General features: G+C 54.6%; 16 protein-coding genes and 1 pseudogene. 9 read left to right on the forward strand and 8 right to left on the reverse strand.

Annotated elements, in window-relative coordinates; genetic code table 11:
- Positions 1 to 201: 201 nt before the first annotated feature.
- From ABC395_RS16880 to ABC395_RS16890, 3 genes are all read left to right on the forward strand, one after another.
- Entirely contained in the window at positions 202 to 450 is a 249-nt protein-coding gene (locus tag ABC395_RS16880; protein ID WP_413006760.1) for a helix-turn-helix domain-containing protein, read from the forward strand.
- A 159-nt stretch (positions 451 to 609) separates the two neighbouring features.
- Entirely contained in the window at positions 610 to 1,077 is a 468-nt protein-coding gene (locus ABC395_RS16885) for an FxLYD domain-containing protein (RefSeq protein ID WP_413004866.1), read from the forward strand.
- A gap of 165 nt (positions 1,078 to 1,242) precedes the next feature.
- On the forward strand, positions 1,243 to 1,710 hold the full coding sequence (locus tag ABC395_RS16890; protein WP_413004867.1) for a GNAT family N-acetyltransferase: 468 nt from the start codon (positions 1,243 to 1,245) through the stop codon (positions 1,708 to 1,710).
- A 124-nt stretch (positions 1,711 to 1,834) separates the two neighbouring features.
- Here ABC395_RS16890 and ABC395_RS16895 read toward each other — a convergent pair whose 3' ends face one another.
- Both ABC395_RS16895 and lepB read right to left on the reverse strand, forming a co-directional pair.
- Positions 1,835 to 2,392, reverse strand: coding sequence for a flavin reductase family protein (locus ABC395_RS16895; protein ID WP_413004869.1), 558 nt, complete (start codon positions 2,390 to 2,392; stop codon positions 1,835 to 1,837).
- 67 nt (positions 2,393 to 2,459) lie between these two features.
- Entirely contained in the window at positions 2,460 to 3,014 is a 555-nt protein-coding gene (gene lepB, locus ABC395_RS16900) for a signal peptidase I (protein WP_413004871.1), read from the reverse strand.
- Positions 3,015 to 3,298: 284 nt separating this feature from the next.
- Between lepB and ABC395_RS16905 the strand changes: the two genes are divergently transcribed.
- Entirely contained in the window at positions 3,299 to 4,462 is a 1,164-nt protein-coding gene (locus ABC395_RS16905; protein ID WP_413004873.1) for a cation:proton antiporter, read from the forward strand.
- Positions 4,463 to 4,616: 154 nt separating this feature from the next.
- Here ABC395_RS16905 and ABC395_RS16910 read toward each other — a convergent pair whose 3' ends face one another.
- Together ABC395_RS16910 and ABC395_RS16915 are read right to left on the reverse strand one after the other, a co-directional pair.
- On the reverse strand, positions 4,617 to 4,928 hold the full coding sequence (locus ABC395_RS16910; protein ID WP_413004874.1) for a hypothetical protein: 312 nt from the start codon (positions 4,926 to 4,928) through the stop codon (positions 4,617 to 4,619).
- Between the two features lie 51 nt (positions 4,929 to 4,979).
- Positions 4,980 to 6,335, reverse strand: coding sequence for a sensor histidine kinase (locus ABC395_RS16915; protein ID WP_413004876.1), 1,356 nt, complete (start codon positions 6,333 to 6,335; stop codon positions 4,980 to 4,982).
- Between the two features lie 196 nt (positions 6,336 to 6,531).
- Between ABC395_RS16915 and ABC395_RS16920 the strand changes: the two genes are divergently transcribed.
- Entirely contained in the window at positions 6,532 to 6,996 is a 465-nt protein-coding gene (locus ABC395_RS16920; protein ID WP_413004878.1) for a MarR family winged helix-turn-helix transcriptional regulator, read from the forward strand.
- 20 nt (positions 6,997 to 7,016) lie between these two features.
- Complete coding sequence (locus ABC395_RS16925) at positions 7,017 to 8,639, forward strand: MDR family MFS transporter (protein WP_413004880.1); 1,623 nt, start codon at positions 7,017 to 7,019, stop codon at positions 8,637 to 8,639.
- A 119-nt stretch (positions 8,640 to 8,758) separates the two neighbouring features.
- Here ABC395_RS16925 and ABC395_RS16930 read toward each other — a convergent pair whose 3' ends face one another.
- Entirely contained in the window at positions 8,759 to 9,469 is a 711-nt protein-coding gene (locus ABC395_RS16930) for an SOS response-associated peptidase (protein ID WP_413004882.1), read from the reverse strand.
- A gap of 250 nt (positions 9,470 to 9,719) precedes the next feature.
- Positions 9,720 to 11,267 (reverse strand): HD domain-containing phosphohydrolase, encoded by a 1,548-nt coding sequence (locus ABC395_RS16935; RefSeq protein WP_413004884.1) that lies wholly within the window; start codon positions 11,265 to 11,267, stop codon positions 9,720 to 9,722.
- A 209-nt stretch (positions 11,268 to 11,476) separates the two neighbouring features.
- Between ABC395_RS16935 and ABC395_RS16940 the strand changes: the two genes are divergently transcribed.
- The 3 genes from ABC395_RS16940 (at position 11,477) to ABC395_RS16950 (ending at position 13,584) form a co-directional block, all read left to right on the forward strand.
- On the forward strand, positions 11,477 to 11,881 hold the full coding sequence (locus tag ABC395_RS16940; protein WP_413004886.1) for a YhjD family protein: 405 nt from the start codon (positions 11,477 to 11,479) through the stop codon (positions 11,879 to 11,881).
- 99 nt (positions 11,882 to 11,980) lie between these two features.
- A complete protein-coding gene (locus ABC395_RS16945; RefSeq protein ID WP_413004888.1) occupies positions 11,981 to 13,228 on the forward strand; it encodes a DNA polymerase IV in 1,248 nt (415 codons plus the stop codon).
- Positions 13,225 to 13,584: a YolD-like family protein gene (locus tag ABC395_RS16950; protein WP_413004890.1), complete on the forward strand. Its 360-nt coding sequence runs from the start codon at positions 13,225 to 13,227 to the stop codon at positions 13,582 to 13,584. Before ABC395_RS16945 ends, ABC395_RS16950 begins: the two co-directional genes overlap by 4 nt.
- Positions 13,585 to 13,799: 215 nt before the next feature.
- Here the strand turns inward: ABC395_RS16950 and ABC395_RS16955 are convergent, their stop codons facing one another.
- Together ABC395_RS16955 and recG are read right to left on the reverse strand one after the other, a co-directional pair.
- The gene (locus ABC395_RS16955; RefSeq protein ID WP_413004891.1) at positions 13,800 to 14,087 is read right to left on the reverse strand and encodes a stage VI sporulation protein F; all 288 of its coding nucleotides are present in this window, start codon (positions 14,085 to 14,087) and stop codon (positions 13,800 to 13,802) included.
- Between the two features lie 431 nt (positions 14,088 to 14,518).
- Positions 14,519 to 16,565, reverse strand: a pseudogene (gene recG, locus ABC395_RS16960) (ATP-dependent DNA helicase RecG).
- Position 16,566 lies beyond the last annotated feature (1 nt).

Consider the following 16,566-nt stretch of genomic DNA (forward strand, 5'->3'; position numbering starts at 1 on the left):
CCCATAAGCTCTTCGTCCGGTTTCTCCTCTCCCATGAAAGGCCCTCGTAGTGATACGGGGGCCGATTTTTATTTATAGACCTTTAGGTATAGTTTTTTCACAATTAAAAAATTTGTTTCTTCTATAGATACGCGTCTAGTCCCCATGGCCGTTTACCTGCTTGAAATAAGCGTGATACAATTTATCCAAATGAATTGTTCCATGAAGGAGGTCCTTTCTTTGGCGCTCCGTATTGGGAGAAGCCGCTTGCCCGAACTCCTCGGCAGTAAAGGTATGACACAAGCACAATTGGCCCAACGATTAAACCTTTCAGATTCCTTCGTTTCTAAAGTTGTCCATGGTGAGAGGCGCTTATCTTTAGTTAAAACCAGGGAAGCCGCAATAATCCTCAATTGTTATATGGATGACTTATATGAATGGACTGACACCCAAGAGGACCGGCGGGAGTAAGAGGATTTTCGCTCAATCCTGCAAGCGTTACTGTTTCATAAATTTCTACATAAACAGGATGACCGATAACAGAAAGTCTCAAATCATATGGATATAATTCCCTCTATCTGCTAAACTAGCAATTGTATTTAAATATGGTTTATGTTCATAGGGGGAAAAATGAAAAAGATTCTTTTTGTATCTGTTGCCGCCTTAGTTTTAGCCGCTGGCTGCAGTTCTGAGCAACCGGCCAAAACATCTGCCGAAACACCACCTGCTGCTAGTTCCGCTCCCAGCGAAACTCCTAAAGCAACTCCGGAAGCTACACCTAAGCCTTCCGAAGCTCCTAAAGCGAAAGAAAGCGAAGGCGAATATACTGCGGGAGAGTTTAAAATCACGGGCGTATCCGTAAAAGAATCGGCCGGAATGTGGATGGTAACAGCTAAAGTACAAAATACCGGAGATAAAGATATTCAAGCAGCCGTGCTGAGTGCAGTACTTTATGATAAAGACGAAAAACGTCTGGGGATTGCACAAGGCGGCGTCGAAGGATTGAAAAAAGGGGAAAGTAAAACTGTTCAGTTCGTATCTATGGATAAGCTGAACGGTTATAAAAAAGTTGAGTTCCAAGTTGATACTTCTATCTAAAAAAGGCCCCCGTACCATTCGGCACGGGGTTTTTCCATTTTATATTTGTTATATGGATACTAATTCCATTGGAAAAATTCGTTATAATGAAACGCTCCTCTTTAATTTAAAATCCCCGCTCCGTATGATAGAGACTACTCCTAACAATCCATGAGGTGACCTATTTTGAATGAAGGCTTTATTACAATCTTAGATTTTAACGACACGGAGCTCGTACGCAATCTGTATGAATTACAGCGGGCCTCTTACTTAATCGAAGCTAAACTTATCGATTTCTATGAGATTCCGCCGTTAAAAGAGACTTTCGAACAATTTCTGACATGCGGCGAACAGTTTAGAGGTTATTTCCTGGACAATCAGCTCGCGGGAGCCGTTTCCTGCACGGTCGAAGAAGAAACGGTCACGATTTGCCGGATGGTCGTCCACCCGGATCATTTCAAGAAGGGTATCGCCCAGAAGCTTTTAAACACGCTGGAATCCGACATGGGCCACATGTCCCTGATTAACGTAGCGACGGGCAAGGACAACGTTCCGGCGAAAAATTTATATTTGAAAAACGGCTACAAGCATGAACGGGACGTGGAAGTCGCTCCGGACTTTTACATCAGCCTCTTTCAAAAAGCGGTCCGTTGAGTATTTGCCCGACGACAGGGCAGCTCCTGCTTAATGCCGGGGTATGTTGGAACAAGCGGCAAACCAGACAAAACCGCCCTCGTTAAACGGGGCGGTTTGTTTTATCAACTGTACACAAAAAATCTTATCCGAACAGATGCTTCGCTTCTTTCGTGTTCTCCTCCACGATACGGTAGGTGGACCTTCCCATGTACAAAGGAATCTGAAGCTTGCCCAAATCGGACAGGCCGTTGTCCAAAAACAAGTCTTCGTCCTTATACCGCTGGAGAATTTCTCCCGCAATCCATTCATGATCCCCGTAAGTCCGGATATCCGTGACTCTGCACTCATAAGCATAGTAGGCATCCTTCAAAACAGGAATATCCGCCAGCAGTCCGTTGTCATAAGCGATTCCGAATTCCTTGTACTTGTCCATGTCTCTTCCGCTGAACGTTCCCACCGCTTGGATGAGCTCCGACTTCGAACCCGGCAGAAAATGAACGCCGAACACGCCGCTCTTCTCTATTAGAGCATAGGTATGGGTCTCTTTCCTTAAAGAAATGCCGTATATACCGGGAGAGGAGCCTATGTAGGTGTGCCACCCGGAGGCCATCACGTTTTGCCGACCGCCGTAACGTGAAGTCACGACGGCCACCATTCCCGGATAACTGTACCATGCCTGATCGTCCGTAGGCGTTCTCATAATAACCTCCTTTCCGGTCTCAGCCGCCGTTCGTAAAACTGATCTTTGCCGATGCTTCCGCAACCGGTTATGGCAGTTTTTTGACTCCCATCACATGACCAAGCGGGATAAATCCGATGTCCCGGCTGTCCTCGCTGTCGTTGCGGTTATCTCCCATCACGAAAACATGGCCTTCCGGCACTGTCCACTTCTGATCGGAAACGAACTCCATCGTTTCTTTTATATACGGCTCCTCAAGCGCTTGTCCGTTCCGGTACACCTGATGATCTTTGAATTCCAGAACGTCCCCCGCTTTGCCGATCACTCTTTTGACGTAAAAGGTTTTCTTATTCGCGCTTCCCGCAATCATCTGAATGACCGGCTGTTCCATCAAGCTGTCCTTAAATGTACGAGGACGGTCCACCCGGCTGTCGATGACGACGATGTCCCCGTATTCCGGTTCCTGGGCGAAGGTATGTACCAGCTTGGAGACATATATCCGCTCTTTATCTTGAAGCGTAGGGTCCATGGAATGTCCGTCAACTTTGTAGGGCTGAAAAACGAAAATACCGATAAACAGGACGAGAACAAACGAAATGCCGATAGACCCGGCCCAACCCATTGCTTCCTTAACTATTTTCATGCAGGCGCCTTCCTTTCCCAACCTTATTTCCTAAATTGTACCACAATCTTGGGCATCTTGCGAAAAATGGCTCACCGGCCTGTCATCTGTCTATCCCACCTGTTTCCATTGCTTTTCGTCCGTCACCGGTGTATAATTATAGCAACTTAAAATTGCAGTTCCCGGAGGAGCCTGTCACCAAGGCCTTGCTGTGTCTACACAGCGGGTTTTGGTAACGGGCTCTTTTTGTATGCTTTTACGGCTTCCGGGACTACAATAAGACAACAAGGAGTGTGAGGCGGTACGTGCTAATTTTTCAACTTGCTATTATTCTGCTTGCATCGAAACTGGCCGGGGACATCAGCGTAAGGCTAGGTCAGCCTTCGGTTCTGGGAAAGCTTCTTATCGGGATTGTGCTGGGACCCAATCTTCTCGGCCTTGTGACGAATACGGACGTGCTGCAGGAAATCAGTCAAATCGGGGTCATTCTGCTGATGTTCATCGCGGGCCTCGAAACCGATACGGAGGAGTTTAAACGTACGGGCAAAGCCTCCGGTTACGTCGGGGTAGCCGGCATTATCGTCCCGTTCGGCCTCGGTTATCTCGCCGGCATCCTGCTGAATCAATCTCCGCTGGAAGCTTCCTTTCTCGGCCTTCTTCTGTCCGCGACCAGCGTCAGCATCTCGGTTCAGGCACTCAAGGAGATGGGCAAGCTGAAATCCAGGGAAGGGACGACGATCCTCGGAGCGGCCGTCATTGACGATGTGCTGGTCATTATCGCGCTCGCTTTTGTGATGAGCATGGCGGGCGGAGACGTCAACCTCGGCATGATTGTCGTGAAAAAAGTCGTTTTCTTCGCGCTTGCTCTTCTTTTCGCCTGGAAAGCGGTCCCTTGGATCTTGAAAAAATTCGCTCCCCTGCGAGTTACGGAAACGGTAATCTCCGCCGCTCTCATTATCTGCTTCGGTTACGCCTATATGGCGGAATATGCCGGAGTCGCAGCCATCATCGGCGCTTATATCGCCGGAGTCGCCATAAGCCTGACGAATTTCAAGCACGAAGTGTTCGAAAAAGTGGAGACGATCGGTTACTCCATCTTCGTTCCGGTTTTTTTCACGTCTATCGGAGTTACCGTGCAATTCCAGGGAATTTCCTCTTCGATCGGGCTTATCGTGATGCTCAGTCTTCTGGCCATCGCGACGAAGCTTGCCGGTTCCGCCGTCGGCGCCAGACTCGCCGGGTTCAAGTGGCGCAGCTCTCTGGCCATCGGTGCGGCCATGGTATCCCGCGGCGAAGTCGCCCTGATTATTGCCGCCATCGGTCAGGAGTCGGGACTGCTTTCCGAAGAAATGTTCGCGGTCATTGTCGTGGTCGTTCTCGTGACCACCATCGTCACACCGCCGATGATGAAATTCTTTTTCAGCGAAAAGAGTCCCGCTGCCGCGGCGGCACGGAATACCGGCGATTGACTTGCGCCTGACATAACAAAAACGCCTCTCAGCCCGTTAAACCGGGTTGAGAGGCGTTTTGGCATATCGTGCAAGCTTCTCGCTCACACGCGGTTCGGTATCGCTTAACCGGGCACCGCATACGTTTTGGCGATGTCTGTGACCGGTCTCGGTTTCACGAAGAGGTTTCGCATAACGCACGGCGCGAAGCCGGCGAAGCGTTCCGGCTCTCCACGACTTCGAAGTGGTAAATCGTGTTCCGGGTGAGCACCCGGAACTCGGCACCGTCCCGGTCGATGGCCTGAACCCGGGTTGTCTGGAAAGACCGGAAATCGTCCACCCGGCAGAGCACCATGGAATGGCCCACTTCCGTAGGCTTCATTTCCTGCAGGATGGTTCCGAGCATTTGATCATATCGGAATGAGGTGGCGCGTTTAGGCGTCATACCGTCATTTTCGTAAATTTGCAGCAATTTAAGGTAGCTCATCGTCGTCCCTCCTCATTTGAAGGTATGCCCGCAGCCTTTGTGGTATCCGGATTACGTGCCGGTAAATATAGGCAGACGGACGGTAAAAGACGTTCCCTGACCCGCTTCGCTTGTGACCCGGACACTTCCGTTATGGGCCTCCACATACTGTTTGACCAGAGCCATCCCGAAGCCCAGCCCCGGTTCGGAAGCCGCGGCGGCCGACGGATACGCGGTCCGGTAAAAGCGTTCGAACAGATGCGGAATCTCGTCGTGCGCAAGGCCGGCCCCGTCATCACGGACAGTGACGGTCACTTCCAGATCGTTAACGGTGACCGACACGGCTGCCGACGAACGGGCCAACCGCACGGCGTTCCCGATCAGATGGCCGAAAGCCTGCTCCAGCTTGTGGCGGTCGCCGTACAGGCTGACCTCCCGGGACGGCGAATAGCGCAGCTCGATGCCGGAAGCCCGGGCCTCCGTTTCCAGCCGGGCGATCAGCGGATCGAGGCTCGCCCGGAGCGAGAACCACTGCCGCTCCAGCTCCAGATGGCCGGATTCGGCGAGCATGAGCTGCTGCATGTCGTTCACGAGCGCCGACATAAGGCTGACTTCCTCGAAGAGTGCGGCCGCCTTATCGGTCGTGAGCCTCTTCTCTTCGATCTGCGCCTGCTCCAGGCTGGAGCGGAGCACCGTAAGCGGGCGCCTGAGCTCCTGGGTCAGATCGGCGACCATGCGCGGACGCACGGTTTCCATCTGCCGCAGCTTGTCCTCGACGCCCGTAAGCAGGGCATCCGCTTCCGCCGTTCTGGCGTTTATGTCCGTACCGTCGTTTATTTTGCCCCGCCTGAAAGAAAGTCCGGATCCGTCTTCCCTCGCCAGAACGGAAAGGCGGAAGAGGATGCGGTCCAGCATCGTCTGGAACCGCTTGTCTCCCCGCTTCAGGTAGAGACCGGCGGCCCCTCCGACGAGCAGGGAGCCAGCCAATACCGCGGCCCAGAACGGCGGCTCCGGATGATGAAACGGCGCTGCGGGCAAACTATAATAACCCAGAGTCCGGTTACCGTCCTTAACGGTCCTCAAGTCGATGCCGGCGGCCGTAACGTCTTCCTTATCGGATGAAGACGTTGCGGCCGCGTCGAAGAGCAGCTTCTGATCGGCATTGTACAGGCGAAGACCGGCATCTGCGGCCAAGCGCTGCGGGTCTGAATCTTGTTTGAATTGTTTAATTACGGAAGACCAATTTTTATCAACGCCGTACATGGCGTTTAAATACGAATCCCAGAACAGATGGTTCCGGCTGTTCGCCTTCTGCTGCTCCGTCCAGAGAAAAGCGTAAGCTTGTCCGATCAGGATGCAGGCAGTCAGCAGGCCCAGCAGGAAACCGATCCATGCCGGTTTTCTGTGTTGGTTTATCGTCGTTCTCATCTATACCCTCCGCAACTATACCTGCTTTCTTCATTGTAGCACATCGGGACAGCGTTTTGCTTCTTTTCCGGCAAGGCGCTCCGCTTTTTATAAACCGTGCGATTGACTTTTTTATATATAGCACTTAATATTTATATAGTTTAAATAATAAACAATGAACATATTTTTTTGAATGGAGAGGAGGAGACAATCTTCCGTGCTAGATAACGAAGATTACGTAGCTCGAATTTTACGGGCCACCATGTCCTTTTACCGCAGGATCGGGCCTCAGATGTCTCATTTTAAAGAAATGGGGCTGACCGGTCCGCAATTTCATGTGCTGAACTGGATCGCGGAGACCGGACCCGGAAAAATCACCCAGCTGGCTGAAATGATGGAAGTAAAGCCCAGTGCCATTACGGTTATGATCGACCGGATGGAACAGAACAAGCTTGTCGTCCGGCATCACGATGAGAATGACCGCCGTGTCGTCATGGTATCTCTTACGGAACACGGGCAAAGTGTGCTTAAAGAAGCGAAGCAGAGAACTTTCGAAGTCATCAAACAGTATTATTCGCGGCTCGACCAGGACGAGCTGGAGTCGCTGATGAAAATTTCCGAAAAACTGCAAAACATTGCCGGAGATGAAAATGACGGCAGCGGAAATTGCTGCAAATCATAGAAAGAAACGGAGTTTAAACGATGGGAGAAACACTTCAACTGGAAAAGGAACAACAAGATATGACCAAACACCGCGGCATGCTGATCGCGGGTCTGATTATCGCCATGCTGTTCGGAGCCCTCGAAGGAACGATCGTGGGTACCGCTATGCCGCGTATCGTCGGTGAGCTCGGCGGGCTCGGTTATATGACATGGCTGACTACCGCCTACATGCTGACGTCTACCGCGGTTGTGCCGATTGCCGGTAAACTGGCCGACCTTCTCGGCCGGCGTGTCGTCTATGTGACGGGGCTTATTATATTTATGGTGAGCTCCGCGCTTTGCGGAACGACCGACAGCATGACTCAGCTTATCGTCTACCGCGGCATTCAAGGTATCGGCGGCGGCATTATGATGCCGATGGCGATGATTATTATCGGAGACTTGTTTACGGGCAAGCAGCGTGCCAAATGGCAGGGTGTTTTCGGTGCCCTGTACGGTCTCGCATCCGTAATCGGTCCGCAGATCGGCGGATGGATCGTGGACGGCCTCAACTGGAGATGGGTGTTCTACATTAATCTGCCCGTCGGGATTATCGCCGTTATCTTTATCGCCATGGGCCTCAGCAAACATAAGACACAAGGGCCCGTCAAGTTTGACGTAGCCGGCATGTTTACCATGATTGTCGGGGTCGTCAGTCTCCTGCTCGGTCTCAGCTTCGGGGGCAGCGAGTATCCGTGGCTGTCCTGGCAGATTATCGGCCTGTTCGTTCTCGCCGTCATCTCCATCACCGCTTTTATTATTATCGAATCCCGTACGGAGGAAGCGATCCTTCCGGTCCGTTTGTTTAAAAACCGCACGTTTACCGTGCTCAACGGCATCGGTTTTCTGATGAGCATCGGGATGTTCGGCGCCATTATTTTCGTGCCGCTCTTCATGCAGGGGGTTGTCGGTGTCAGCGCCTCGGCGTCCGGTACCATCATGACCCCGATGATGATTACGATGATCATTGCCAGTATCATAGGCGGTCAGATCGTCTACAAGATCGGTCCGAAAGTCCAAATCAGCATCGGCATGATCGTGATGGCGGCCGGATTCCTGCTCCTGACCACGATGAGCATTGACACGACGAAGCTTACCGCTACGATGATTATGCTCGTCATCGGTCTCGGCATGGGGCTTGTGATGCCGATCCTAACGCTTGTGCTCCAGGAATCGTTCCCGAAATCGGAGCTCGGGGTCGTCACATCGTCGAGCCAGTTTTTCCGTTCCATCGGCGGAACGTTCGGGATGACCATCCTCGGGGCGATTATGAATCATAAATCGACCAGCCAGTTGACGGACACGCTTGTCCCCGTGCTGCAAAAGCTGCCCGAACAGGCGAAGGAATTGACGGCCAAATTTACGGAGATGATTCATACGAATCCGCAAGGACTGTATTCGTTCCTGTTCAGCCCGGAAGCTATGAAGGAGATGCCCGCGGAGTTTTTGAAAACCATTGCTCCGATTCTGAAAAATTCGCTCGTCTCCTCTCTGCATTCCGTCTACTTGTTCGCGCTGATTTTCATTATACTGGGAGCCGTGCTTACGGTGGCCGTACCGACAATCAGACTGACCGAACGGAAAAAAGATCCGGCAGGCAAAACCGAACCTGCCGCGGAGTAAATCAATCGAAAAAGCGGGGATCCTTTACACGAGGATCCCCGCTTTTTTCGGGTGTTTGGCCCGGCAGTGCCGGGCGTTTTTTAATCCTGCAGCCGGGTGGGCCTGTTTCAGGCCGCTTCTTACAGCAGCCATCCTTCCTGTACGGGACTTTCCGGAGGCACGACCGGTTCGATCAGCCGCGGACTGTCATTGCGCACGTTCCCGACCAGCTGCGAAACCGGGTACGCCTCCATCTCCGCGGCCGGATAGGCCTGCAGCAAAGACAGCAGATCGGCAGGATCCTGAATCTGCCGGTCCAGCCAGAAAGCCTCGTCCTCCCGCCGCAAAATAACCGGCATCCGGTCATGAATTTCCGCCACGAGCGGGTTCGGTGCCGTCGTCAGCACGGTACAGGTACTGACGCGCCGGCCGTCCGGCGAAAGCCAGGTGTCGTAGAGACCGGCCATCGCAAACAAACCGCCGTCCTTCAGCCGGATACGCATAGGCTGCTTGCGCCCCCCTTCCCGCTTCCACTCGTAAAAACCGTCGGCCGGAATAAGACACCGCTTGCGGCGCAAAGGGATGCGGTAAGCGGGTTTGTCCGCGGCCGTCTCCGCGCGGGCATTCAGCATTTTGGCGCCGGCGCTTTCATCCTTGGCCCACTCCGGGATCAGCCCCCATTTCAGCTCGCCGATCCGGTTGCTCCGGCCGTCGTTCACGACGGCCGGCACCATCTGGCCGGGAGCTACGTTATATTTCGGATTGTGATAAGGAATGCCCGGCGCATCGAAAAGGCCGAAGCGGGCCATAAGCTCCTCTACCGTTACCGTGATCGTATACCGTCCGCACATGGACATTTCCTCCTTATTCACACACGTTTAAATACACCGTAATACACCGGGCAATTGAATTCAAACAAAAACCGCGGCCGCCTGGGCTCCAAATTATGGGCCCCCTCTTCCGCCGCTGCAACCGGCACGGACCTCAAGGCTCCTCGTGTAACGAAAAGACACATCACCTCCGCCCTGCGGAAAGTACCTGTGTCTCTTCGTTCATTCCCTACCCGGACGGCAGGGCCATTGTCTTCCTTATTCCGCCAAGTCAGCCGGCGTGTTCGCGCGTTCTTTCCGTTCCGGCCAATGATGTATCCGGTCCGCTCTCTTCTTCCAGCCAGCCTATAAACAAGGTGGCGAAGTGAGGGTCCCACTGCGTGCCTCTTCCTTCTTTCAAAATGGACAGCGCCTTCTCCGCGGACATTCCTTTGCGGTACGGGCGGTCCGAGGTCATCGCGTCGTAAGCGTCGGCAATCGCAATCACCCGGCCGAAAAGGGGGATATCCTGACCCTTCAGGCCGTCCGGATAGCCCCGGCCGTCAAACCGTTCATGATGGGAACGGACTCCCGGCAGGAACGGAGCCATCAGGCTCTTCGGCTCTATCTGCCTCAGAATCCGCTCCCCCAGCGCCGGATGCATCTGAATCTGGGCAAACTCGTCGTCCGTGAGCCGCCCTTCTTTTAACAGCACGGTATCGCTGATTCCGATCTTGCCGATGTCATGCAGCAGCGCCGTTTTGCGAAGCTCCTCCAAATCGTGTTCGGAGAATCCCGCCAGACTGCCGATCCGGACAGAATACCCCGCGACCCGTTCGGAGTGTCCCGCCGTGTAGGCGTCTCTGGCATCCAGCGCGGCGGCCAGCGCGGCGAAGTAGCCCGAAATCAGCTCATGGTTAATCCGGTCCCGCTCCCGGAGACCCTCCACCATGTGATTGAAGCCCGCTACCAGACGCGAAAACTCATCGGGATAAAGATCAGGCGCATGTGTAGCCAGATTCCCCGCACGGACTTCTCCCATGACTTTGTGTATCTGCCCGATGGGATGCTCGATATCCCGGGAAAGCAGCCAGGCACCCAGCGAAGCGAACAGAATGCCGAGCAGGATGATCATCGCGTCCCAGTTCCAGTAATCGATCAGCAGCGACGTATCTTCCCGGACCAGACGGAGCTGAACGGTCAAATAATACAGAAAAAGCGGGAAGGTGCCGATCAGAAACGCGCTCCACTGGAACTTTTTACGAATTGAAAACAGCACTCTGCCGTCCAAGGACACTTCTGTGCCGTGAAGGCGAAGGGCAAGATCGTGCGTATGCCGGATCGCCGGGCGGATGGAGTACGCGGTCAGAAAAAATTCGATCATCGCGTGCATGCACGCTACAAGCAGAGCGCCGAGCACGGCAAGCGTCAGGTCAAAATAACTGATTTCCAGCATGCCCATACGGATGGCGGCGATTGCCAGCACGACGGCAGGCAGAACCATTCCGAACAAGTGCGGTCCGAAAATGCGCTTAACCGCCAGTACCGGAAGCTGGTGAATACGTATATACGCTTCCTTGATTTCTCCCAGAGTGGGACTATGTTTGAGAAAGACCGCACGGACCGGCCTCATTTGACGCGCAAACACGGTTAGCTCGGCCAGTATCATCACAAAGAGCGAAACGCCCAGGATAACCAGCATGACGGACATTTCGCGATTGGTCGCCCGCAGTGTGGAATAAATCAGAACACTGCCTACTCCCAGCACCGCAATCGCGGAGCCGAGCAGGTAATTGCGGAGCAGAGCCAGCAGAAGCTGCCGGTATGTATATGTTCGCAAGATGCGTCCCCTCTCCCAATAAATGGCATGTTGCTCTTTTTATTGTACCATGATCTCTTTTTTTACGGCTACACGCAAAAGGAGTACTGAACTGGCGAATTCCACACAAAAATGCCAAATAATTCTCTTCTTGAAAATCGAATATATGTTCGTTATTCTGAATATACTACATAAGAACATACGTTTCCATACCTGAGGAGTGAGACATCATGCAGCCGCCTTTGCAAACCCGTGACGATTCCATGCTCGTTAAGCGGTATGTGCTGCTTCCGGTTCTGCTGGACGTACTGGAAAAGAACATTTTGCTGCTGGAAAGCTCCGGCAAACTTCCCGAGCCGCTGATCGGCCATCTTCGCCTGATCCAGGATCGCGTCACGGCCGACATGGCTTTTTTACGCAAACAGTTCCGCGGGCGGGGCATCCGGATTTACGAGCAAAGGCGCACGACGGATGGTTTGAGCGTTGCTTACATATGCCGCGGTTATCACCACCGGTTTTCTTTACTGTGGCGGCTGATCCGCGCGGAAATCGTTACCACGCTGGGGACGTACCTGGATTCTGCCGCCGGATCCGGCACCGAAAACACCGGGCAGGCAAACATTACCGGTTGTTAAGCGAATGAATGTTCGTGTATGGTTTATTTATAGACACGAACGTAAGTTCCCTTATCTCAATGCATGTTATCATTCCGACAAAAATGGCAGGTGTTACCGATGACCGCCTTCCCTGAGCAAGGCAAACGTGTAATCATGCTGGCGGACTGCCAGTCATTTTATGCATCCGTGGAAAAAGCCGCTCATCCCGAATACCGCGATAAGCCTGTCGTCGTAGCGGGCGATCCCGCCCGTCGTTCGGGCATTATTCTGGCCGCCTGTCCCCTCGCTAAAGCGCATGGCGTCACGACGGCCGAAAGGCTCGGCGAGGCCCTCCGGAAATGCCCCGATGCCGTAGTCATCCGTCCCCGCATGGAAGAGTACATCAAAGTCTCCATGCAGATTACGGCCATTCTGCAGACATACACCGATCTCGTGGAGCCGTTCAGCATCGACGAACAGTACCTCGATGTCACGGGCAGCCTGCATCTCTTCGGCACCCCCGTCGAAATCGCCAGAGACATCCAGCACAAAGTGCTGCAGGAAACCGGCGTATGGACTCGGGTGGGCATCAGCGAGAACAAAGTGCTCGCCAAAATGGCCTGCGACAATTTCGCCAAGAAAAACCGGGAGGGCATCTTCACTCTGCCCAAAAACGAAATTGGGAGCCTTTGGGAGCTACCCGTCAGCAAAACGTATCTGATCGGGTCCCGGATGACCCGGCATCTTAACCGTATGGGCATCCTTACCGTCGGCGACCTGGCCAGAACCCCTCTGGCCCGGCTTCGCGCCCGCTGGGGAATTAACGGAGAAGTCATCTGGCGGGTAGCCAACGGCATCGATCCTTCTCCGGTGACTCCTCAGACTCACGAGGGGCAGAAGGCCGTCGGCCATCAGATGACACTGCCCCGCGACTATGCGACGGCCGAAGAAATCAAAGTCGTGCTGCTTGAGCTCTCCGAGCTGGTATGCCAGCGCTGCCGGGCCAAAGGCCGCAAGGGCCAGGTCGTATCCGTCGGCTGTCAGGGAGCGGATTACGACCATCCCAGCGGTTTTTACCGCCAAATGAAACTCCCGGACCCCACGCAGCTCACCGATACGGTCTACGAGACGGCGCAGCTGCTGTTCCGCAAGCATTGGGACGGCCTTCCCGTACGCAAGGTCGGGGTCACGCTCGGAGACCTCGTGCCCGATGATCAATACCAGCTGCTCATGTTCGGAGACGAGGAGCGCAAAATCGCTCTGGAGCGGACGACGGATACGATCCGGCAGCGGTTCGGAAGCACCGCCATCATGCGCGCGGTTTCCGCCACACCGGCCGGCCAGGCCAAAGACAGATCCCATAAGATCGGAGGTCATTACAAGTGAAATCTTCCTCGGCGGGTTCCAAAACAGGCAAGAAACTTCAAGGAAACGGCTTGTACGAATCGTCCCGCATGATGCTGCCCGAGCATAAGGAAGCCTACCTGCGCCATCAGCGGGAACTGAACCGCCGGGCTCATCCGTCTCTGGAAGACGAAGAGCGCCAGCGCATCGGCAGCCTGCTGGCCCAGGCCAAAGCAACGGGACGGATGCTGACCGTGACGGTATTCGGCCCTTTCGAGGACGAGGAAATAACCGGGATCGTCCGCCGCATCGACGCTCTGAAGCAGGAAATCCATCTTGAAGTGCCGGGCGATGTGCGCCGGCTCGCTTATGACGATATTCTCAGAATCAGCAATTAAAAATCCCGTTACGGCGGATTCTAGTAAAACAGGAAATATCCGTTCCGACTATCCGGGAATAAACAGAACCCTTTTCGGACAAATCTGCCGCAACGAACAAAAAAGCAAAAAACCGTCTCTCTTCTTTATCGAAGAATAGACGGTTTTTTTGTAGATGAGCACGAAAAATAACGGAACCTTTCGTGCCTGTCATCTTCGGGACTCGCCGGACTTTTTTAACGGAACATCCCCCACAGCTTTAATAAATGGAACGTATTGTTGGGGTCGATTTTTTGGGCGATGACAAAATCAATCAGAGACGACGACTGAGACTGAGTAAGCGGTTCACCCAGCACTTTGGAAAACTGGGCGACGAAAACGGCGACCTTCTGCCGGTTTTGCAGATCGTATTTCGTGACCCCTTCGAGAAGCCTCTTAATGCGTTCTTTAATTTCCGGGTTTTTCATTTTCCATTTCACGCGTTCGACCAGAGCCGGATCGATTCCATATTGCTGATAGCTCACTTGAACACCTCCCCGTTATCCATCCCTGCTAACATATGTCGGCGGATGCCCGGATGTGCCTAGATTTTACGTGTGGAAAAGCTTACGGCCCGTCCTGCGGCAGGATCCCATTCACGCTCAAGTTTTATCCCGAACGGCGATTCATCGGAATTACCGGATCCGGTCCGCAAAAACACGGGCCGCCCCGCGCAGGAAAGAAACGACTCGACTACGGCGCGAAACCTAAGCGCGCCGCTCCAATGCGCGGGGAGGCGGTCGAGTCCCTGGAATGGCGTCAACCCTTGTGACGCCAAGCACTGGCGCGCCGGGAACCCCTGCGTGGTTTACCGCCCTTATGTGAGGCCGAGCAGCGAGCGCTGCAAGTTTCGCGTGTGGCGCACAAAAAAACCGGCCGGCAGCGCCGGTCGGTTGTTGTCTGTCTGTGCCATTCCTCAGTCCATGACATCCCCGTCGAAAATAAGCTCCCGCTGGAGAAAGTCACGAAGCGGAATATACTCCGCAGCCGTCCAGAACTCCTGCCGCGCCACAAGCTCGGCGGCATCGTCCCGGGCCAGCTCCATCGTTTCGAAATCGACCATCATGTCGGCGATCCGGAAGTCGGGCAGGCCGCTCTGCTTCGTGCCGAAAAAATCTCCGGGTCCGCGAAGCTCCAGATCTCGCCGGGCGATTTCGAAACCGTCCGTCGTATCTGTCATCGCCTGCATCCGTTCCTTGCCGACCTCGGTTTTCGGATCGGCGATCAGGACGCAGAACGACTGGTGCTCCCCGCGCCCGACCCGGCCCCGCAGCTGATGCAGCTGCGACAAGCCGAAGCGGTCCGCGTCGTATACGACCATGAGTGTCGCGTTCGGCACGTCCACACCGACCTCGATAACCGTTGTGGATACGAGCGTGTGAATCTCGCCCTCTTTGAACCGGCGCATGATCTCGTCTTTCTCGGCCGCGGCCATCCGCCCGTGCAGCAGACCGACCTTCAAATCGGGGAACGCCTGCTGAAGCTGAATGTGCACGTCTATCGCGTTCTGCACGTCCAGCTTCTCCGATTCCTCGATCAGCGGGCAGATCACGTAAGCCTGGCGGCCTTCATCCGCTTCCCGGCGGATAAAGCCGAGCACCCGGTCGAACATTTCGTGCCGCACCCAGTACGTTTTGATGGGTTTGCGGCCCTTCGGAAGCTCCCGGAGCGTCGAGACGTCAAGATCGCCGAACGCCGTAATCGCCAGCGTCCGGGGAATCGGCGTCGCCGTCATCGTCAGCACGTCGGGGTTCATCCCCTTGCGCCGCAGAATGCTGCGCTGGTTGACCCCGAACCGGTGCTGCTCGTCGGTGACGACAAGACCCAGCTTGCGGAAGAAGACGTCTTCCTGGATAAGGGCATGCGTGCCGACCAGAATGTCGAGCATGCCCATCTGCAGCGACGCGAGAAGCTCCCGCCGCTGGCGGGCGGTCGTGCTGCCGGTAAGCAGGGCGACCTGCAGCCCGTAGGGCTCGAACATCGCCGTCAGCGAGCGGTTATGCTGTTCGGCGAGGATCTCCGTAGGCACCATCAGAGCGCCCTGGCAGCCGGCCGTTACGGTCGCGTAGAGCGCCGCCGCGGCGACGACGGTCTTGCCCGCTCCGACATCGCCCTGAAGCAGCCGGTTCATCGTGTAAGGCTCCTGCATGTCCTGCAGGATCTCCGCGATGACCTTCTTCTGCGAGGGCGTCAGCGTGAACGGCAGGCCGCGCACGAAGGCACGCACCTTCGGCAGGTCCACCTGCTGGGCAAGCCCGTCGGCGCGGCTGCGCGTGATGGCCCGGAAGGCATGCATTTTGAGCTGGAACAGGAACAGCTCCTCGTACACCATACGGCGGCGGGCCTCGTTACCGTCCTCCGTCCCCTGGGGACGGTGAATGATCTCCATCGCCCTTCTGCGGGGCAGCAGGCGGTATTTGCGCAGCAGTTCCGCCGGGACGATCTCCCTTACCATGGCCCCGTACTGGGTAAGCGCCTGAGCCGTCGCCTTGCGCATAAAATGCTGGGTAAGGGAGCCTCCAACGGAATAGACCGGCTGCAAAGTGCCGGTCTTGGAAGTTCCCTTATCGGGAAATTCGGAATCCGTAACCGTCATCTGATGACGGCGCTGGTCCCATTTGCCCGTCAGGACGATTTCCCGTCCCGGAACGAGCTGGTCTTTCAGGAACGGGCGGTTAAACCAGACGGCGGTAACAAAAAAGTGGTCAATGACCACTTTGCAGTCTGAGTCTGTTTTTGCGGCCGTACCTTTGCAGGACAGGCTCGGACATAATCTTGCCCTGCACGGTAATTTTCTCTCCGTCCTTGACCTGGGTCAGATCGCGGATGGAGTAATCTTCATAGCGGAACGGATAGTACTCGAGCAGATGAGCAACACGGGTAATGCCAAGCGCCTGCAGTTCCTCGGCCTTCTGTCCGCCGATTCCGCGGACTTCGGTAACCGGAATTTCGTTAAGATCCATG

Source organism: Paenibacillus canaveralius, assembly GCF_047238265.1.
In the GTDB taxonomy this organism is placed as follows: Bacteria; Bacillota; Bacilli; order Paenibacillales; family NBRC-103111; genus Paenibacillus_F.